The organism is Paenibacillus radicis (ex Gao et al. 2016) (assembly GCF_014641555.1).
GTDB lineage: Bacteria > Bacillota > Bacilli > Paenibacillales > Paenibacillaceae > Pristimantibacillus > Pristimantibacillus radicis.
The window spans coordinates 99,061-119,298 of the sequence record NZ_BMHY01000003.1; the positions used below are offsets into that span (position 1 = coordinate 99,061).

Annotated in this window: 19 protein-coding genes; 5 read left to right on the top strand and 14 right to left on the bottom strand. The window is 47.0% G+C overall.

Going from position 1 to position 20,238, the window contains the following annotated elements; translation table 11 throughout:
- Positions 1 to 34: 34 nt before the first annotated feature.
- The 8 genes from IEX98_RS09120 to IEX98_RS09155 all read right to left on the bottom strand — a co-directional run bounded on the left by IEX98_RS09120 (position 35) and on the right by IEX98_RS09155 (position 10,848).
- On the bottom strand, positions 35 to 1,057 hold the full coding sequence (locus tag IEX98_RS09120) for an NAD(P)/FAD-dependent oxidoreductase (RefSeq protein WP_188888647.1): 1,023 nt from the start codon (positions 1,055 to 1,057) through the stop codon (positions 35 to 37).
- Entirely contained in the window at positions 1,057 to 2,043 is a 987-nt protein-coding gene (locus IEX98_RS09125) for an ABC transporter substrate-binding protein (protein WP_188888648.1), read from the bottom strand. Before IEX98_RS09125 ends, IEX98_RS09120 begins: the two co-directional genes overlap by 1 nt.
- A gap of 84 nt (positions 2,044 to 2,127) precedes the next feature.
- Positions 2,128 to 3,783: a helix-turn-helix domain-containing protein gene (locus IEX98_RS09130; RefSeq protein WP_229692066.1), complete on the bottom strand. Its 1,656-nt coding sequence runs from the start codon at positions 3,781 to 3,783 to the stop codon at positions 2,128 to 2,130.
- Positions 3,784 to 3,898: 115 nt separating this feature from the next.
- Entirely contained in the window at positions 3,899 to 4,804 is a 906-nt protein-coding gene (locus tag IEX98_RS09135) for an AraC family transcriptional regulator (RefSeq protein WP_188888650.1), read from the bottom strand.
- A gap of 156 nt (positions 4,805 to 4,960) precedes the next feature.
- Positions 4,961 to 5,407 (bottom strand): OsmC family protein, encoded by a 447-nt coding sequence (locus IEX98_RS09140; RefSeq protein WP_188888651.1) that lies wholly within the window; start codon positions 5,405 to 5,407, stop codon positions 4,961 to 4,963.
- Between the two features lie 497 nt (positions 5,408 to 5,904).
- Positions 5,905 to 7,725, bottom strand: coding sequence for a family 43 glycosylhydrolase (locus tag IEX98_RS09145; RefSeq protein WP_188888652.1), 1,821 nt, complete (start codon positions 7,723 to 7,725; stop codon positions 5,905 to 5,907).
- 351 nt (positions 7,726 to 8,076) lie between these two features.
- Positions 8,077 to 9,711, bottom strand: coding sequence for an AraC family transcriptional regulator (locus tag IEX98_RS09150; protein WP_188888653.1), 1,635 nt, complete (start codon positions 9,709 to 9,711; stop codon positions 8,077 to 8,079).
- Positions 9,712 to 9,891: 180 nt separating this feature from the next.
- Positions 9,892 to 10,848 carry an ABC transporter substrate-binding protein gene (locus tag IEX98_RS09155; protein ID WP_188888654.1) on the bottom strand — a complete coding sequence of 319 codons (957 nt, stop codon included), beginning with the start codon at positions 10,846 to 10,848 and terminating at the stop codon, positions 9,892 to 9,894.
- Positions 10,849 to 11,162: 314 nt separating this feature from the next.
- On the opposite strand from IEX98_RS09155, the gene IEX98_RS09160 reads away from it, so the two are divergent.
- The 4 genes from IEX98_RS09160 to lgt all read left to right on the top strand — a co-directional run bounded on the left by IEX98_RS09160 (position 11,163) and on the right by lgt (position 14,020).
- Positions 11,163 to 11,765: a transglutaminase-like domain-containing protein gene (locus IEX98_RS09160; RefSeq protein WP_188888655.1), complete on the top strand. Its 603-nt coding sequence runs from the start codon at positions 11,163 to 11,165 to the stop codon at positions 11,763 to 11,765.
- 174 nt (positions 11,766 to 11,939) lie between these two features.
- A complete protein-coding gene (locus IEX98_RS09165) occupies positions 11,940 to 12,383 on the top strand; it encodes a BlaI/MecI/CopY family transcriptional regulator (protein WP_188888656.1) in 444 nt (147 codons plus the stop codon).
- Positions 12,367 to 13,164: a M56 family metallopeptidase gene (locus IEX98_RS09170; RefSeq protein ID WP_188888657.1), complete on the top strand. Its 798-nt coding sequence runs from the start codon at positions 12,367 to 12,369 to the stop codon at positions 13,162 to 13,164. The genes IEX98_RS09165 and IEX98_RS09170 overlap by 17 nt, the downstream gene beginning before the upstream one ends.
- A 64-nt stretch (positions 13,165 to 13,228) precedes the next feature.
- Positions 13,229 to 14,020, top strand: coding sequence for a prolipoprotein diacylglyceryl transferase (gene lgt / locus IEX98_RS09175; RefSeq protein ID WP_188888658.1), 792 nt, complete (start codon positions 13,229 to 13,231; stop codon positions 14,018 to 14,020).
- Positions 14,021 to 14,190: 170 nt separating this feature from the next.
- Here lgt and IEX98_RS09180 read toward each other — a convergent pair whose 3' ends face one another.
- Positions 14,191 to 14,610: a GNAT family N-acetyltransferase gene (locus tag IEX98_RS09180; RefSeq protein WP_188888659.1), complete on the bottom strand. Its 420-nt coding sequence runs from the start codon at positions 14,608 to 14,610 to the stop codon at positions 14,191 to 14,193.
- Between the two features lie 27 nt (positions 14,611 to 14,637).
- Positions 14,638 to 15,357 (bottom strand): SDR family NAD(P)-dependent oxidoreductase, encoded by a 720-nt coding sequence (locus IEX98_RS09185; RefSeq protein ID WP_188888660.1) that lies wholly within the window; start codon positions 15,355 to 15,357, stop codon positions 14,638 to 14,640.
- A 206-nt stretch (positions 15,358 to 15,563) separates the two neighbouring features.
- Here IEX98_RS09185 and IEX98_RS09190 point away from each other — a divergent pair, with 206 nt between their 5' ends.
- Complete coding sequence (locus IEX98_RS09190) at positions 15,564 to 16,328, top strand: SDR family oxidoreductase (protein WP_188888661.1); 765 nt, start codon at positions 15,564 to 15,566, stop codon at positions 16,326 to 16,328.
- Between the two features lie 26 nt (positions 16,329 to 16,354).
- Here the strand turns inward: IEX98_RS09190 and IEX98_RS09195 are convergent, their stop codons facing one another.
- The 4 genes from IEX98_RS09195 to IEX98_RS09210 form a co-directional block, all read right to left on the bottom strand.
- Entirely contained in the window at positions 16,355 to 16,825 is a 471-nt protein-coding gene (locus IEX98_RS09195; protein ID WP_188888662.1) for a GyrI-like domain-containing protein, read from the bottom strand.
- 44 nt (positions 16,826 to 16,869) lie between these two features.
- Positions 16,870 to 17,250, bottom strand: a complete 381-nt coding sequence (locus IEX98_RS09200; RefSeq protein WP_188888663.1) for a VOC family protein — start codon at positions 17,248 to 17,250, stop codon at positions 16,870 to 16,872.
- A 134-nt stretch (positions 17,251 to 17,384) separates the two neighbouring features.
- On the bottom strand, positions 17,385 to 18,269 hold the full coding sequence (locus IEX98_RS09205; protein WP_188888664.1) for a DUF6999 family protein: 885 nt from the start codon (positions 18,267 to 18,269) through the stop codon (positions 17,385 to 17,387).
- The gene (locus IEX98_RS09210; RefSeq protein WP_188888665.1) at positions 18,266 to 20,131 is read right to left on the bottom strand and encodes a 3-oxoacyl-[acyl-carrier-protein] synthase III C-terminal domain-containing protein; all 1,866 of its coding nucleotides are present in this window, start codon (positions 20,129 to 20,131) and stop codon (positions 18,266 to 18,268) included. The genes IEX98_RS09205 and IEX98_RS09210 overlap by 4 nt, the downstream gene beginning before the upstream one ends.
- Positions 20,132 to 20,238 lie beyond the last annotated feature (107 nt).

The window sequence follows — 20,238 nt, forward strand, 5'->3', positions numbered from 1 at the left end:
TCCCCTTTTTGCTCATAACTGACTATACGAAGGATCATTCGCTCAAAATCGCTTTGTTTTTCTCAAAAAAACGGGCATTATGAGAAGAAACGCCAGCCATATCCGAGGCTGTCGGCTCCATGTAGAGCTTGGCGCTGTTCACCGCAAGCACCGCATCATTAAATGCACCCGCGATTAAACGGACTTTACTGCCATACGTAATAAAGTCGCCTGCTCCGAATATGCCAGGGATGCTTGTGCGCATTTTCGGATCAACTGTCAGGCCGTAGTCTTCTTTCTTCAGTCCCCATTTCAACAGTTCGCCAAAATCACGGTCAAATCCATGGCTGACGATCACTTCATCGACTTCAATACGTTGAATCTCTCCAGTCTCCGAGTGCTCGAGCGCCACGCTGTCAAGCCGGTCACCGGAACCATACAACCGTGAGATATGATACGGTGTTATCACTCTGGCGGATGCTCTCATTTGGGCTACAGGCTGTTCATGCGCAGTAAATTGATCCCGTCTGTGGACAACAATCACTTCCTTAGCCAACGGAGTGATTTCATTCGCCCAATCCACTGCCGAATCGCCTCCGCCCGAGATGAGTACTACTTTATCCTTGAAGCGAGACAAGTCGGTTACCACATAATGCAGGTTTGTCAGTTCATAACGGCTCGCGCCTTCCACATCGAGCTTTTGAACTTGCGTCATTCCCCGTCCCGCACATAGCAGGATCGTACGTGTGTAATGACGTTCGCCTGTCTTCGCTGTTATCGTAAAAACCCCGTCTTCTCCTCGCTCCATATGAGCGATTTCTTGACCCAATACAATAGTGGGATCAAACGTTTTCGCTTGTTTCTCCAGTTTATCGATCAAAACCTCACAGCGAATAGGGTCAACTCCGCCAACGTCCCACACAAGCTTCTCCGGGTAAGTACGCATGAAACCGCCCAATTCTTCCTTGGCATCGATTAATTTCGTGCGCATCGCTCTCATACCGCTGTAAAAAGCCGCATACATGCCTGCCGGACCGCCGCCGACAATCGTAACCTCATAAATATCATCCGTACTCATTATGGCACCAACTTTTCTACAATGTAGTCAATCAGCATGCTTGTTCCGATTGGACCTTTGGCTTGAATGAAGTCGTTGGTGCGGAGCGGGAATATGCCTTTATTTTTGACGGCGTCCAAATGCTTCCACAGGGAGCTGTCTTCCAGTTCTTTCAACGAATCAGAGCTGTCGTAGTCTTCCATGCTTCTTTTTTCCAGGAATACATAATCCGGGTTAATCTCAGGCAGCAGCTCTAATGAGAGCGGTGTGAACCATTCCGTTGAATCTTTTATAAGCTCAGGACTTTTTAGCCCCAGTGTTTCATAGAAAAATTTGCTGACATCATCCTCGGATTTCGGTCCCAGATAACGATAACGCCTTGGCTCGACTCGTAATACAAGCACCGTTTTATCACCGATAGCTTGATGAATCTTTTCTTTGGCCTCTGCTGCCTTCTTATCAAATTCAGCCAGCACCTTATCCGATTCTGCTTTCTTATCGAATAGCTCCGCTAATTTGGACATCGCTATATGCATGCCGCTGTTCGCGTCCAAAGCGACGGTAGGCGCAATTTTCGACAACTCGTCATAGACGTTTTTCTCCATTCCTTGACCAGGAACGATAATCAGATCCGGCGACAGGCTGAGCAATTTCTCATAGTTGAAGTCATATTGCTGAGTTGTAATTAATTCAACGCCGTTCTTTTCCAAGTAGGGCTTGCGGTAGTCCGGCTCAATTTCAGGAACAACAAGGGCATACTGCGGGGCTACCCCCATTTCGATTAAATACTCGGCATAGTTCGAGCTTGATACGAGCAGATTTTTCGGTTTGACAGGAATCGTTACACCTCCGAACATATCCTTCATAACTCTAGTTTCACTTTGGTTTGCTGCAGGTGTTTCCTCTTGCTCTTGCTTTTGCTCTTGCTTCACGGGTGTGTTGGAGCAAGCAGCAGCAATACAAAAGATCAATGCTGCCCCCAGCAGCAGTGTGAATCGTTTGATCATCAGGTATTCTCTCCTCTTATTGATAATAATAATCACTATCAAAGATTATCAAATAAGGAGATGTCCTTCCATAGCAAATCGTGCCTATTCTATTGGATTATTGTGCGCTTCCTTCGGAGCCTTCGTCAGGCCGGACACAATTTGATCGATAATAAGGGTCTGCCCGGCAATTCCGCAGCCATCTACCCAAATTCGGGTATCGACGTAGAAAACCTGATCGTTCCTGACCGCTCTTAGGTTTGCCCAGCAGTTGCTCTCCAGCAGCTTCTGCATATTTTCTTCCGTGCTGAAGTTTTCCATGACGCGTTTCTCCACGAACAGATACTCCGGATCGACAGCAGCAAGCTGATCCAATGAGCAAGGATTGAACCAAGCCTTGCCCGCCTTTAAAGAAGGAGGGATCGCCAGTCCCAGCTTGTGATACAGCAATTGAGACACACCGCTGGAGTTCCCTCCCAAATACCGGTAGCCGAAGGGCTCCACGCGCAGTACCATTACGGGAGCCTTAGCTTCAATTACAGCCTTTAACCGTTGCTGCGCTGCGTTCATTTCATTTGTCATTCGTAGTTGATAGCTTTGTGCTTCGGCTCTTTTATCAAATAACTCAGCAAATCGAGTAAGCAGCGAATCGATATCAAGTGTAAGCCCTGTTAGAATCGGTCCGATTGTACGCAATCTCTTCTTCATGTCTTCCGTTAAAAAATGTCCGACAATGAGCGCAGGCTCCGCTTGCTCAATAAGCTCGACAGGAATAACATACTGTTGCGCTTCAAGAAGCTTCACTCGATGCTTGTCGAACAAGTCACGGTGATGCTCGGATAACAGCAGCGGAGTTACCATTACAGCATAAGGGACGATGCCTAATGCTATTAGCACTTCGGCACAAATCGGCGATAACGATACAATCTTACGCTGCTGCAGCGTTTGGGCATATTTTTTTGGCGACACACCTGTAAAATGTTTAAAACGGCGGCTAAAATAATGAACATCCTCAAAGCCTGTTTTTCTGGCAATATCCTGCGATTTCGCTGAGGTTAGCAAGAGTTCTTCCTGTGCGCGATAGATTCTGTAATTTGCCAAATAATCTGAAGGACGCTTGCCGCACCATTCGCTAAACTTGCGGGAGTAATGCCACGGGCTGATACCTGCAAGTTGTGCAAGCTGCTCCCGTGTGATTACCTCATCATAATGCTCTTGCATATAGGCAATGGAGCGTAAAATTCCTTTTTTGGTCGTCTGCCGGTCATCAGGCTGTTGTTGGTACAGGCTTCTGAGTAATCCATATAAAAAATACTGACGATCAACCAGCATCCCAATAGTCTGACCGGGCTGCTCCTCGTGCAAAAAATCGTTAATTCCCGTCAAAAAACCGCCTGTTAATTGCACCTGCTGAAAAGTATCTCCCGCTGGAACATGCCATTCGAAATTCTTATCTTCTGTTTCATTATTGTTTAAGACATAGGTATGAAATTGAATCTGCCAGCCTGCCAAATCCAAATTGCCACTCTCGATAACCTCGATCACTGAATTTGCTTCAACAGCGAATAACTGGCCGAAGGCTACATGTATAGGTTGTCCGTTGATGTTCCACACCGCTTGACCGTCTGTAATGAGAATGAAGGCCGGACAAGGAAGATAAAGAACTTCACCTGCGGCCATCCATTTATCTTCTAATGGTTGCGTGGAATGCCATTGCGCAATCCACTGCCGCCCGTCTTGTTGTCGTTCTATTCTGCTCACCCTTCCCTATGACGCATTCCATAACTCTTTCAATATTACCACGAAAAGAATAAAGGGCGTTGCCAGTCCGCTTCACAGCAGCCTGTCATCGCCCTCGATCTAACACAATCGGATATTAAGCTTCTTCTTTACGCTTCACCGGAATATAAATATCCATTTCCAGCAGCGTATTGCGATCGCGCCAGCATCGCTCGTCATAATACTCAAACTCCGCCGCACCCGCATGTTCATAGCTGGAGTGAGGAAACCATTCGCTAAATATAGCCGTCCAAGTATTCTGAATCGAATCGGTAAAATGATCGGAATCCGCCTGAGGCGTCGTGAATACGGCATACGTCTGCTCCGGATAGTGGCGGGTAACTGTACCTTCAGGCGCTTCCGCTCCCTCTTTCGCTTGGACACCGATAATATAGCTGAATTCTCCTGACTCCATATCAAAATCATCGCAAATGCCATACTCTGCATTTGAGCTGGCTTGTTCATACAAGCGCTTGCCCAGCCCCTCCTGCATGTAACGGCTCCAGAAAGCTGGAATGTCCCGAGTGTTCTGGCCGTCTGCATTCCGGGTACGGATCGAATAACCGATCACAGTAAAGCTTGGTTTCGTTACGATTTCATAATTCATTCGAATTCCTCCTAAATAGGGATTAAATCTCCGCTCGAGCACATTCACCTTGGCATAGACAGGCGGGCGAAAGCCGCGCTTTCTATATTCACTAGGCGTTATTCCATACATTTTGCGAAAAGCACGAATAAAGGTTTCCGGCGTGCCAAAGCCATAGTTTAGAGCGATATCGAGCAGTTTTTCATCCGTATGGGCAACGCTGTAAGCGGCATGAACCAGCCTGCGTTTGCGAACATATTCCATTACGGGCAAGCCTGCTATGGACTGAAAGACTCGGTGAAAATGAAAATCCGAGAAGCTCGAGAGCTTCGCCAGATCGGTAAATTTCAAATCCTCTCCCAATCTGACCTCGATCTCATCCACCACATGCTGAATGATACTCTCATATGTTGGCAACCGTTGACCTCCTCTCTTCTATTCCATTGTAGATCGATACAAACAGATGTTCTTGATCTTTTTTGCTCTATATGTGGAAAGAATAACACAAAAAGGACTGTAACGGCTTGCCCATTGGCAAGCTGCTACAGCCCTCAAACGTGCGTTCAGCACGGCTTAGTTCTCGATAATGATACCCGCCAACTTCAAATTCACCGGGTTTGCAAGCGTGTCCCCGACTGGGCATTTGCTTTCCAGAAACTGTACGAATTCTTCAACCTTCTCTTTCGGAGAATCCGTCTTAATGTGGAATGTATACCGGATATCAGAATAGCCTGGACGGACTGGGGCTTTGTCGAAAAACCCATCCAGATCCAACTCCCCTTCAACCTCTACACGGAAATCGTTCAGTTTGACACCGAACTTAGGCGCATATACTCTAGCAACAATCGCCTGGCATGCTCCTAGCGATGCAAGCAGAGCTTCTACGGGATTCATTCCCGTATCTGTTCCTCCCAGACTTGCAGGCTCATCGATGATCAGCTCGAATTGTCTAACATTCGTTTTTACTTTAACGCCATCCTGTAAATGCGCAGTTGCTTTGAAAGTGTTAACAGCAGCCATTGTATAATCCCCTTTGCATGTATGAATTTTCAAATAACCAACTTATTCACTATGTATTATGAGTATTATATATTTGGTATAGCATACTGTCAATCTAGTTAGCTACACGATAGAGATATATTCTAATTGTTTATTGCATCCGTACTTTCCTGATCGCTGATAGTAATTCAACAGAGCTTACTAGAGTAACTCTCTAAGCGTCAAATTGTAAAAGTGCAGGTTGTTAGCAGATTTATCGACGATTTATCGCATCAAAATGCAAAAGTGCAGGTGGATTGGCCTAAAAAGCCCCAATTCGATGAAATGGAGTGATTTCAAATGTACTTTTACATTTTGATGGCCTTTTTGACCGATTTGAGGCTCATCAAGATGTACTTTTACATTTTGGTTCCGCTGTGGGCGGAAGACGCGCGTGGAGTGGGTTGTTACTCAACTAAAAAAGCAGTGGCAGACTGCTCATCAGCAACCTGCCACTGCCCCAATTATGCTTCCATCTTCTACTGGTTCAACGTTACAATAACGCGGGATACGTTGGCTCCTCCGAGACCGCCATTTACTTTTATCGTGTTGTTCGCCCCCGCATTCAGGTTAACCAAACGAGTGACTTGGCCGGTGTACGCGCCCCAGCCGCCTGTACCAGGCAGCGTGACCGAGTAACCGTTCCCCGTCGTGTCGCCGCTCGTATTAATCTTAAACGTAGTTGAAGTATCTGCGGAAGCATAGACCAAAGTTACACTGGCCTGACCTCCTGTGCCTCCGTTAACTCCCGTCAGTTGGAAGTAAGAGCCCGCAATGTGCAAATTCTCAATATTTCCGCCCGAACGGGTCGCTCCCCCTCCGAAAGTAACATTGCTGCCACTCATCGGATATTCCGTTCCCTGAGGAGGCTGTGAAGGGATTAGCGATACGCTGACGCCGGATACGTTGGCTCCGCCCATACCGCCGCTAAGCTTAATGGTGTTAGCCGTGCCTGCGTTCAGATCAATAAGGCGGCTGGTCTTGCCGGTGTAATTCCCCCAGCCTCCGGTACCAGGCAAGGCAAGGAAATAACCGTCCCCAGCCGTGTCACCGCTGGCATTCACTTTAAAGGCTGTTCCAGCGTCGCCGGAAGCGTAATTTACGGTCAGAAGCGCTTTTCCGCCTGAACCGCCATTGATTCCGCTCAATTGGATATAGGAGCCTGAGGTATGCATATTCTCAATATTGTTGCCCGGTCTTGTTGCTCCTCCGCCAAATGTTACGTTGCTTGCAGTCATAGCGTAATCTGTCTTCTGAGTATATTGTGAATAGTTCTCGTTCACCAAGTCATAATACTTTGTTTCTGTAGCCCGGGAGCGCGGCCCTACTGCTGGAACGCCATCCGTCGTCTGAACAACTTTCTTAATCGTACCGTCTGCATTGAAATACAACTGGTCTACACAAACGGAACGCAGTGTACCGTTCGAGGAAATTTCGGCGTTATGGTAGAACATATACCAGTTGCCCTTGTACTCTACGATAGAACCATGCGACGTTCCGCTATTTTTGACAGGATCCAGAATGACACCCCGGTTCGTCCAAGGACCAAGAGGATTGCTGCTCGTTGCGTAGCGCATCTGATTGCCGCTAGGATTATTGTCGGAATACATCAAGTAATAGATGCCGTTCCGTTTAAACACCCAGCTGGCCTCATGGAAATCTGTCAGCCCAGTGAACTGTTGGAGCGGTCCGTCCAGCGACATCATATTGCTGGCAAGCTTGGCTCCATAGCTGTTGCCGCCTCCGCCGCCGTAGAGATAGTAGCTTCCATCGTCATCCTTGAATACAGCAGGATCAATAAAGCTATTGCCCGGCAAGCCGTTTATATAGCCTTGAACTGTGAAATCCGAGGCCGGCTTGCTGCTTGTCGCCACCCCGATTTTCCAAGTGTTATTCCAATCTGTTCCGCTCGGATGAGGGAAATAGAGGTAGTAGGTTCCGTCCTTGTATGCAGCATCAGGAGCCCACATAAAGCCGCCCTCAGGACGTCCCCAAGACACGTCGGCAGCACTGAGAATTTGACCCTCGTCCACCCAATCAACCATATTATCCGACGAGAAAACATGGTATTTATCCATTAAATCGCTGCCCCTGGAAGGGAAGATATCATGCGACGCATACACATAAATACGTCCGTCATTCCACACATGCGCAGAGGGATCAGCGGTAAAAATACTTGTGAAAATAGGATTGCCAGACTTGATGACGGGATCAGCAGCTGATGAAGAGAACCTGAATCCGACTAAAATAGACAGCAGCATAACTCCTGACAAAAACAGATTCATAACCTTTTTTTTCATTAGTGTTACCTCCCCATTACTAGTATCCGGAATGCGATCCCGGTATGACCATTACAGTAAGCCTGCCTCGATACAGACACAAAAAGCATCTATACGTCAATTTTCACCCCCTCGACAGCCAATATGTAAAAATTGTAAATAAGCAATGCAACAATAGTGTACAGCAAATGAAAGCGCTTTTATAGTGAGGTATTTATAAACTCTCTTAGTCATTATTAGCTTGTAGACAAACGCTGGACGGATATTCCACGAATCATCATTTAACGGTATAAAAAAATACACCGTCCAAGCTTGTCCGCTTGAAATGGTGCATTTATGCCTTTGCCATTTCACTCCGCAATTCCTTTTTCCTTATACGGAATCTCGTCGCTCCAGCAGCAGATTCGTAATCAGCTCAAGCTGAGCTTCAAGCGATACCGGGTCAAAATAAGAGAAACGTTCCTTATTCAGCTCAAAGACGCTATTGTTATTCACTGCCCTGAGCCGGTTCCAAATGTCTCTGTTCGTGATACATTCGATTCCTTCGCCTTCATTAATGACAAACAAATAATCGGTTGTTTCCGCATAGTCGGGCAGTATCGCAATCGGCATATTTTGCAAGATTTGCACCCCGCTATCGATTAACTGACGCACTTTAGCGGGCGCTTTAAGCCCTAGTCCCCGATATATCGCCCAACCGCTGCGTCCATAATTGTCGCCGAACACGGAGAATCGGCTTCCGCCTCCTTCGACCCGAATAATCGTTGCAGTCTGATTGCCTTGAGCAATGCCTGCCGCTGCGATTTTAGCCCGTGAAGCCGCCGCACTCCGTTCATAGCGGGCAATAAATTGCTCCGCTGCCTGAGTATTGTCGATCAAGCTGCCTACCAGACGAATATCCTCGTACACATTTCGTTTGCCGTCGTAGGGAATGACGACCGATGGCGCTATTTTCGAAAATTGATCATAATGCTGCAGATGTTGATCGTTCATCAGAATCAGATCGGGCTGGAGCTCCGCGATCATCTCCAAGGATGGCGGAGCTCCCACATCGACAACTTCCTTCTCCTGATCCTTTAGAAAGTCGCTGCCTCCCCACCAAGTCAAATTCGCCCCTACCGGCTTAACTCCCATCGACATCAGAATGCCGGCATAATACAGAGCAACAACCTTCAGCTCGCGCCGCCGCTTCGTTACAAAATGCTTGGGTGACATTCCGACCACCTGTTTGAAGCGTTTGCTGAAATAATAAACATCCTGAAAACCGGCATTACGGGCAATGATGTTCAACTGATCGTTAGATACGAGCAGTTGCTTCTTCGCCTCGTTCATACGCAGCTCCGTTATATAATCCACCGGGCTCTGACCGGTCTGTTCTTTAAATAGATAGCTGTATTGTCTAATGCCAATATTCGCTTTCTCCGCCAACTGCTTAACGGTTACGATCTTTGTGATATCGGCATGCAGCTCGTCAATGGTCCGGCTGACCGCACTTCGAGGGTCGTGTCTGGCATGCTGCATGTTCCGCTCGCACAAATAGTAGAGCAGCTCCTGCAGACGAATATGCTGCCGATAACCCTCTAATCCTGCTGTATGCTCCCGATGCAAATGCAGCTCGTCCAGCATGGCTGACCACTGACCGAACGGTTGAACACTCAGCTTGCCTCCCTGCAGAATCACTTCCTCGAATAACCCCTTAGCAGCAGGATGCCCCTCTGCGCTTGCTATCTGTTCTACAAGGAATGACAGCCGGTAAAACGCAAGCCCTTCCGCCTCAGCGCCATCCGTCTCTACTAAAACGCCGGGCGAAGCTATAAAGCAATTGCCTTTAACGAACCTGCAGCGCTTGCCGTCAATCCCCCCTGTTCCCTTTCCTTGCACGATAGCGATCAACGTATAATGATGCATAAACATCTTCAACGGTATGCTTTCAGCTTGATACTGAATGTAGTCCATCTCCGCAAATGTGAACAAACAAGACTGAAAAGGCAATCCCATGTCATTCATGAAGAATCAGCTCCTTGATGCAAGTAATTGAGAACAGTTATCATAGTTATGATAGGTTTTATTTTAACTAGAAGGGCATGTTCTAGCAACTACGAATCCGGGGGAAAATGCAAAAGACACCCCAGTCCGCTTGACATGCGGAGCTACGGTGCCTTTTCTGACTGGCTAGGAAGAAAGCTGTTACGAATGTTTAAGCAACAATTCGGTAATCAAATCGAGCTGAGCTTCAATCGATATCGGGTCGAAATAAAAGTATTGTTTGCCGTCAAGCTCGATTGCTTTATTGTTTTTGACAGCGGGAATCGTCTTCCAAATGTCGCGGTTTGCAAGGCTGTCTATGCCTTCACCCTCGTTGGATACCAGAACATAGTCGGCATCAGCCAAATATTCTGGAAGCAGCTCAATCGACAGCTTCTGAACGATTTGCGCGTTCTGATCGTTAAGCTCCTTCTCAATTTTAGCCGGCATCTTCAGATTGAGGCCTTTATAAACCGACCAGCCGCCTCGACCGTAGTTATAGCCGAAGATAGAGAATTGGCCGCCTTTTGCATCGATCCGGATAATGGCCACCTTCGCGTTCTCATCTATTTTTCCGGTGAGCTTCTCTCTTGCCGCTTTAGCCTTTTCCTCAAATTGCTTGAGCAGTTTCTCTCCTGCCTCCGGCTTGCCTAGCACCTCGCCAAGCAGCTTCGAATCGTCATAGACGCTGTTCGCTGGATCGTAAGGAATTAGTACAGATGGCGCGATTTTGGCATATTGCTCATAATCGTCCGCGTTGTTGCTATTCATAATGATTAGATCCGGGTCCAGTGCGGCTACCGCTTCCGGAGACGGCGGGCCGCCTACGTCTACGATTCCTTCCGATTCAAAGTCCTTCAGAAACGGGCTGCCTCCCCACCAGGTCAAATTTGCTCCAACCGGCTTCATATCGAAAGCGAGCAAAATATTATGATAATACAAAGCGACGATCCGCTTAGGTTCTGACGGAATTTCCACATCACCGTTCACCGTGCTGACAACATGGGTTTTCTCTTTCTTCTCGCTATTAGTTGCTCCACCACAGGCGCTGATCACAGCCGCCATAAGCACAAGAGCAACTCCCATCCAAACATATTTCATTCTGTGTGCTTGCATCATTGTTGACCCTCCATCTGTATGATAATAATTCTCAATTACATTCATTATAGGAGGAGGGAATGGCTCAAACAATAGATTTTTCGGATAAAAATAGTCCGATTTCGCCAAAACCTTGTTACTTTGTACGAATTTAAGAGGGGCTTTATCGTGCAAGCAGCCACTATCCTAGAATAAACGACATGTAAATTGCAGTTTGATATAATAGTCGTAACACGGCTAATCGGTGTAACCGGGAAGGAACTGCCAAGTTGCTTTCTGAGTTAGAAATTACAACGAGATGGAGTATTACGAATTTAAACGGAGGAAATACAGCTATGCAATTAATCGTTGAATCGAGCAATATGAATGACTATTTAATAGAGACGGAAGAAGTCGATCACTCTCATCATTCAATTGTAGAAAAGGCAGCTGAACTGAGTAACAACGCCCGGAGTGAAATTGAATTTGTACAGGCCGCTTTCGAATTTGTCCGCGATCAAGTCTTCCACTCTGCCGATATTGGAAGCTCTCGAGTCACTTACAAGGCATCTGATATCCTCCAGCACAATGAAGGATTATGTTATGCAAAATCGATACTGTTAGGGGCTCTATTAAGAAATAAAGGCATACCTGCGGGATTTTGCTACCAAAAGCTTGCCTACGGAGATACACCAGAGGCAGGCCATGCTCTCCATGGGCTAAATGCCATCTATTTGAACACATTAAACAAATGGATACGCTTAGATGCCCGAGGCAATAAAGCAGGGATAAACGCCCAGTTCTCTATCGATAAAGAGCAGTTGGCCTTTCCCATTAGAAGTCACTGCGGAGATATCGACTACCCGACTATATACATCCGTCCGAATCAAAACTTAATAACGATACTCAAGCAAGCCGCTAACGGTTCTGAGCTTCACTTGCCATCTGAATTAGTATAATATCCCTCATTGTAAAAAAGACTGTGGCAGGCTGAGATGATGCAACCTCAACCTGCTACAGTGAGAAGCAGCAGATTTCTATTGCCCGCGCGCTGCTTATAGCTAACCTCAAAAGCATGATTGACAACCAAGGGCTTCCACACTACAATACGTAGTATGATGGGATGTGATCATATGAGAATAAAAAAGCTGAATGTAAGCGGAGAAGGATTAAACCGTTTTTTCGGCCCGCTCGAAGCTAAAATTATGGACATTCTCTGGTCTTCCGACGGCATGAAGATTAAGGAGGTTCAATCGATTCTTAATCAGGAAAGTCCGATTTCTATCAACACGGTCATGACAGTGATGAACCGTTTAGAAAGCAAAGGTCATCTTACAAAAGTAATGACGGGAACAGGCAGAACCCAGGCTGCACAATTCAGCACTCTGCAATCAAGGGAACAGTTTCTTTCGGAGCAGACGAAAGCCGTATCGCAAGGACTTATCCAAGAGTTTGGCAGTTTGGTCGTAAGCCACATGATTGATGCGCTTGATGATGTCGATCAGGAGACGATTACGAAGCTGGAACAGAAACTAAATGAAATCAAACGGGGAAAAAAGAATGAGTCCTCCCGTTAAGCTGAGATGGATTCGTGTATTATTGGCTGTCTTCCTTGGTTTATTCAGTGCGCAAATGGTTTTTTTCGCCACCCGTCAAATAGATGGCTCGCAACTAGGAGCTAATCTGTTGATTTATATCGTATTCGATCTCGTAATCGGCTACACGCTCATCCGAGCAATCTGGCGAATCACTGCGCAGCTCTATTTATCTAGAAAATGGTACAAACGATTCACCTCTAATCAGCACCATAAACTAACAAAACAACTCAACTATAAATACCAGAGCTTCGGGACGAAGATCATTGTTGTGCAAGATGATACGTTCCTTGCACTGGCAATCGGACTGTTTAAACCGAGAATCGTGATCTCTACTCAGGTTCTCCACTTGTTTAGCGACAATGAAGTGAAAGCAATTCTTCTTCATGAACAGTTCCATTGCCGCAATCGCGATACACTAAAAACGTTCATGATGACCTTGCTGACGGACGCTTTCGGCTATTGGCCGATTATGATGCCGATATTCCGTTACTACGAGACTTGGACAGAACTGCTCGCCGACCGCTTTGCAATTCGTCAAATGGGGACAGAGCTGCCCTTAGCCAGCGTTCTTCTGAAGCTTGCAAAGTTAGGAAAGACGCAGCCTGCCGCAGCCGTTCATTTTGCCGCATCGGCGCTGCATTATCGGATGATTCAAGTACTAGAGCCGCATCAGACTGTTAAGGTAAAGATAGCATTGCTTCGGCCGCTGCTGGCATCTCTTTCGTTGCTGCTGTTGTTTATGTTAGGCGGGGATACATAACCCCCTTTTTTTACACGATTATACTACACATTGTAGTTCATTAGTTAATCTGGAGGTTGTTCGAATGAGAGTTGTTTTATTTACGATTGGGAATTATGAAGTCCATTCCTATGGAGTTGTTGTGGCTTTGGCTGTATTGCTGGCGTTAGGGGTTGCCCGTTATTTGGCAGAAGGAACACTCTATAAGGAGCATATAGGGAATATGTTGCCCTATGTTATTGCAGGCGCGATTTTATGTGCGCGTATCTGGCATGTTTTCTTTTTTCAATGGGGATATTATTCGGAGCATCCGATAGAAATTCTGTATATTGGGCAAGGCGGCATTGCGATTCAAGGTGCATTGATCGGGGGCTTCGCAGCCGCACTCTTTTACACAAGGAAGCATCGTTTGTCATTCTGGAAGCTGGCGGATCTTCTCGCACCGGCAATTGTTCTAGGCCAGTCGATTGGCAGAATTGCTTGCTTCCTTAACGGGGATGCGTATGGCTCGCCTACTGGATTAGGCTTCGGCTTAGTCTATCCTGAGGGCTCCATGGCTCATGACGTTTATGGCTCACAGCCATTGTGGCCCGCCGAAGTATGGGAAGGACAGTGGGATTTGATCGTATTCGTCATCCTCATTCTGTTGAGAAACAAGAAATGGCCAAGTGGCGTCTTATTCCTGATCTACAACATCATGTATTCCTTCGGCCGGTTCAACCTGGAATGGCTGCGGGGAGATTCGCCGCGCTATGCCTTCCATTGGACAGCCGGACAGTGGACCAGCTTCAGCGTTATCGCGGCCAGCTTGTGCCTGATTGTCTTCCTCGTTCAACGAGACCATAAGAAGCTGAATGAGGTTCCCGTCAGCCCATAGCTTTTTTTAAAAGGTGATATCGTCTTTCTTTATATAGTTGGAACGCTTATATGTCTTATGTGCCTGCTCCATTGAATTCCGTATTGAGGGCAACAAGATCATGTACATCATCTATAGTTGCCCCTCTTACATATATGCCCGGCTCTATCATATGTACCTCCTGATCGGCGTTATTCGAATACGACTACCCAATACTTCTCTCCGGGATTGCCTTCTTCCACGACTTTTTTACCGCCGTTATTATCGTAGAATTTCAAGGCTCTATCGTTTTCTGATATACATTTGAGCCTTATAGGCTTGTTCATGGTTTCGAGTGCATGATGGAGTAGCTTGCCCCCCACTCCCTTGCTGGTATAGCTAGGGTGTACGAATAAATTATGAATGAAGTTTTCCGGCAAGTAGAGAGAGGAGAAACCAACAATACGGGAATTGTCCTCTGCTACAATAATTTGTTCCTCAACTGTATCGCGATCAAAATCCTCCGACGCCATCTCACTTCTATTTACCCAGTGAAAGTTCTGCTGACGTGATTCAAGGTATATCTTTCTTAGCTCCGGGTAGTCTTGTTTACGTGCTTCTCTAATAATCATTGTGTTTCTCCTAACTTGTTAGTTCGTCTAAGTGTTCCTATCCGTTAGTGCCGGGATATTAATCTCTTTTACGCAAGCCGCTTTGGATAAGCTGACGACACATTTTACCAGAGCAACAATGTCCTGAAGTGGAATGCGTGTCCCATTATAAGCAGAAAGTGCACGTTCACTTCCCTCCTCATAAGGAATTTCGGCTGCCAATTCACCAGGATTAATACAAGTAACGGCGATGCCGTCATCTCTCGTATGCTCCCTTAAAGCCTCAGTAATTCCCCGAATTGCAAATTTGGATGCAACAAAAGCGACTTGCGTACTATTTGCATTATTCAAACCAGCAGTCGAGCCAATAAGAATGATTTTTCCGGCTGCCGATTTACGCAGAGAGGGTAATAACGCCTGCACGCATAAAATGGTCGAAGTGACATTCACATGAATAAGATGGCTTATATCAGCGGGCTCGTCCTTATCAAACGTATAGTGATCCTCAAAGCCCTCTTTTTCCCAAATACCAACATTGTATATGAGAACGTCCAGTGTCTCGTCACGCAATTGATCTGCAACAATTTTAGCGGAATCAAGCTCAGACAAGTCTGCCTGTATCCATATTCGTTGTATACCATCACTTAAATCCAAGCTATCAGGCTTGCTGCGGGATACGACCCAGACCTTATCGCCCTGCTCGGGCACTCCTCTGACGAATGCATCTCCCAAGCCTTTACTTGCACCAAACACAAGATATTTTTTCATATGTTAAACCCTCCTATTTTGTCTATTAGAGCATCCCTTGATGTGAGGAAGGCCTTATACTTCTACGTTTTGAAGCCATGCTTCCACCTCAGAGATAGTACTAGCATACCAAACAGATGCCCCGTCCTGCCCGGAATGAGAGAGCAACATTTCAAATATCGGCTGATGATATAGTAGCAATGAAATCAAACCGAGGAGATGAAAATATGCAAAAATTGATAGGTAAAATCGCTCTAGTAACGGGTGCAAGCCGGGGAATCGGCCGCGGTATCGCATTGCGTCTAGCTCAAGAAGGTGCAGTTGTTGCCGTACACTATGGAAAAAGACAGGATGAGGCTGCTGAAGTTGTTCGTGAAATTGAGCAAAGCGGGGGTACTGCTTTCACGCTTGGCGCCAGCTTCAATACCCTCAACGGCATTCATGATTTATATGCAGCTTTCGATGAAGCTCTACGGGAGCGTACGGGCGATAATCGTTTTGATATCCTTGTGAATAACGCTGGAATCGGCCAAATTCTAACCATGGAGGAAGCAACCGAGCGAAGTTTTGATGAAGTCATGAACTTGAATGTAAAAGCGCCGTTTTTTGTTACTCAACAAGCTTTATCGCGTCTCAAAGATGAGGGGCGTATTATTAATATTTCATCGTTTGTTACACGCGCAGCTTCCCCTAGTGTTTTTACGTACAGCATGTCCAAAGGTGCTATCGATACGTTTACCCTGGCCTTAGCTCAACAACTAGGGAGCCGGAATATTACGGTCAATGCGATTCAGCCTGGCATTATTAACACAGAGATGAATGCCGGCACACTTCAAGACCCCAATGGACAAAAATATGCTGCCGCCCTCTCGACCTTCAACAGATGGGGAGAGCCCCAAGATATTGCCGACATTGCCGCTTTTCTTGCTTCATCAGACAGCCGCTGGATTACCGGCCAATTAATTGATGCAAGCGGCGGATCTCATTTATAAGTTAAGTTTTGAACCTTCACACTGCTTCAAGTAGTGTGAAGGTCCGTTTTAGCTCGTATCGGCACAAAAATATCAGCGTTATTTAAATGCTGTTCTTCTCCGAATCGGAATACTTCCAGCGCAAGCGCCACTGGATTATGATCCAGATGATTTTCTTTCAAAAAAGCTTTTATTAACACATAAGGATCCTGATCTGCCGACCTTACCGTGGCATAAGATTGGCTGTCTACAGTGAAGCCGATCATGCCTTTCGGAACATCCTCAATACTCGCCACTTCCATACAGTAGATATAGGTAAAGAGTACTTCGTTCGCAAAATGGGGGCATACATACTGCTGCTCATTCACAATCCCTTTAATCTCGCTCTTTCTTTCAAGAAATAATTGATTTGCTTCGTTAATGATTCCCTGGTCGAATCTTTTAAAAACATTAGTCACGGGAACTCCAATAAAATGCTTCGTCTGAAGAGTCACGATCTCGATCAGATTGTTATTCATGAACCTCTCTCCTTGCAATATGATTTAGAATTTAGAATACATTACTATTGCGAAGAGGAATTAAACTGAAGAGCACCCCATAAATTCCCTTCTGTATCATAAAATTTGAGTACCCAGGCAAATCCGTCATTCTGATAGACTTGAATCCGGGTATTGCGCGCTGCCAGTTTATCATGAAGCTCATGAATCTTTGATGTACGAAATAACAAAACCGGGAAGTCTGCTCCATCCACCGTATAATGCGCATATGAAGCTTCATCATGCGTTTGCCATAGCATCAGGATAGGTCCCTCCGGCAAAGCAAGAAACGCGATGCGGTCCCCCTCACGGCTGTTTAGCTGAAACCCTAGCATCTCTGTGTACCATAAGATAGCCCGATCCATCTGACGTACCGGAATTTGCATGTGTTCAAGCGACGTAAGCAATACTCATTCTCCTCACCATTGATCGTTGAATAGTTTTCAATATATGTATATTTTACCAAATGAAATCTTTGAACACTATCATCTATTCGAGAAAAAAACACCGCTAGAGCTACGTTAGCTCAAGCGGTGTCGAGTCATAAGGCAGAAAGCTCCTGCTTCTGCTTAAGCTCAACGAGCAGCGCGTGCAGCTGCTCTGTCGCAAGTCCGTGCAGCACTAATCGAAATCCGGCTCTCAACGTCGACAGCGGTACCATCGGATGCTTGTTGTTAATGAGCGCAAGCCGATCGTTGCTGCCGATAATTTTCGAAGCGAGAATGCCAATCGTTTCGTCCAATTGCAAGGAATTGGTAGCCCTCCAGAAATCATTGTCGGTCAGGAACAACTGGTACACTGGCGTGAAGCACTCAATTGCCGTCGTGAGATCCATGAAGTTCGTCCAGCGCTTCGGCATCGGCTCAATGGGCAGTGGCGTTGAAGTAATGGCAGAGAAGTTCAGATGTTCCTGCTTGGTTACCTCGATCCCTTTATCCAGCAGCTCCTTATTCAAGTTGATGACGAAGTTGTACAGGTTTAGATCATGGATAAGGAATAAATCGTCCTTCACCGGTTCCAGATTCGTTGGTTTAAGCGGGTTCATCGTTATATTTGTGCCGGGTACATTGTCGCGAATGAACTGCAGTACCTCCGATCCGAGATAGAAGTGACGCAGAATCATATAGTTGGCGCTCGGACTAACGAACGTTTTCATACCCCAATGCAACACGCGGTGCAGCACCCGGGAAGACGTGAGTGCCTTCGGCACGATGATCTTGTAAATTTGCAGCAAAACGATCAGGAGACGGGCAAACGGACGAAGCAGCGGAAGCAGAAACTGCCGTGATCGGCTCGAGCAATCCTTTAAGTAGGCGGCCTTTGCTTCCTCATTGAACGGAATGCTCTGATCGAGATAGATCGCAAGAAAAGGGTTCGGGTCATCCCGGTCATGCGTCATATTGCGAAAATAGTCCGACTCACTCATACGTTATTCAGCTCCTCTAATTGCAGTAAATACAATCGCGCCGTCGTCTTGGCCGTCTTGACGATGCGGGCAGCGATGTCTGCCGTTAGCAGCGGATGCTGCACAACTGTCTCCAGCCGCTCGAAATGCAGCTCGTCGGAATCGCTATGGTAGAGCAAGAACGAGACCTGTTCGTCGTCCAGCCCAAGCTGATCGCGAATCATTTCTCCCCAATAACGGGCCATCCGGCAGCCAAGTCCCTCGATAATCCACATGGCACCGATGAGATCAACGGGATTATCGCGGCTCGCACGCTGGAACAGATAAGCGGACAGCGCTTCGCTGCCGATATTTTTCTCTCCTGCCTGAATGGCCGCCAGATCTCCCCCTACTGCTGCGTAATTACGCTCTAAAATTTGAAAATCACGATGCTCGTCGCGCGCATGGGCAATGAACGTCGATCGCAGATCGATATGCTCAATCGGAATGTAGGACGCTGCACGCGCGATCCATTGCGAGCCGTCGATAACTTGCTGGCGGATATTTTCCATCAATGACTTATAATCGTTCAGTGTGAATTTTCCGTGGTACAGCTTATGAATAATGGGAACGCGAGCCAGCTTCTGCTCAAAGTCTATCCATACGCGCACAAGCTGGCGGACGAGCTGAGCTTGCACATCATTCGCGCTATCATATTTCAAATACGGTGCTTCTGGCGCCCGCTCCTCGAAAGCTGACTTCCGCACCTCTTCCTTAGAGCCAACAACTGTCAGCAGCATATATGAGGTCTGGAATCGCCCGCTCTCCGGCACCATGCACAGTACGTGTTCACCCGGCGACAGCTTGCCGCTGCCAAGCAGCTCCTCCAGCATAATGTAGATCGATGCCGCTCCTGTATTGCCCCGCGTGTACAGATTGGTGAACCATTTCTCCTCCGGGATCGTTAAACCGCCAAGCTTCAGCAGACGGAATATTTCGTCGCGGAAGAAGTGCGAGGAATAATGGCATACCATCCAATCGATCGAAGCCGGATCAACCGCCCCCTCCTCCACAAGCTCGAAGAAACGGTCTACACCTACCTTCGGCATTTCATTCACAAGCCGGATATCCTGCTTCAAATTTACCGCGCCGTCATCGGCCGCATCATGTATAGTCGGGTAATCCTGCCAGCTGGCATGCTCCTTGTTATCCTTGTTGCTTCCTGCGTACATGCATACGTCATAGCTGTTCGCATAGGACTTGTTGTCGATCCACTCGATACGAAGCGACAAGCCGCTCGGAGCAGGACTGCTCTGCAAAATGGCCGCTCCAGCACCGTCAGATAGCATGAAGCGGAGAAAGTCCGTATCGAATGGCACCGCGCTGTCCCGGTAAGCCTGCTGTGCTTCGAATCGCGTATGCTTGAATACGCGGCTTGGAAACTCGCTAGCGCAGGATATAGCGGTGCGGCTCTCGCCAGACAGCACTTGCAGATAGGCATTCTTCATCGCCTGCATGCCGCTGGCGCATACGCCGTGATGAGTTGCGATTTCCATAACGGGCAGGCCCGTCTCCGCATGGACCATACTCGCAAAGCCGGGAACAAGCAGGTCACCTTGCGTCGTGCCCACCGCAAGAAAGTCGATGTCGTTCTCAGATGCGTTCGGATTGCGATGCAGCGCTTCGCGAATGGCCAAAGCGGCCATCTCTGCGTTGCTGTATAAGCTGCGCTGCTCCTTATCGATGGCATAATGGCGATAACGGATTTTATTTTGCTCAAGGATGCGTCTCATGGATTTAGAGCTCTTGCCGTTGATTCGGCCCAAGTAATCTTCAATCTCTTCATTGCCGATCGGCTCTCCCGGCAGGAACTTCCCCATGCTTGTCACGTATACGTTGTTCATCCGTGCACCTCCTGTAGAATATGGTATATATCCCATAATCTCCGATGAGGCTGTCTACGGATAGTTCCAACTTTTTATAGTACTAGTGCGTCATGCGTTCCAATATG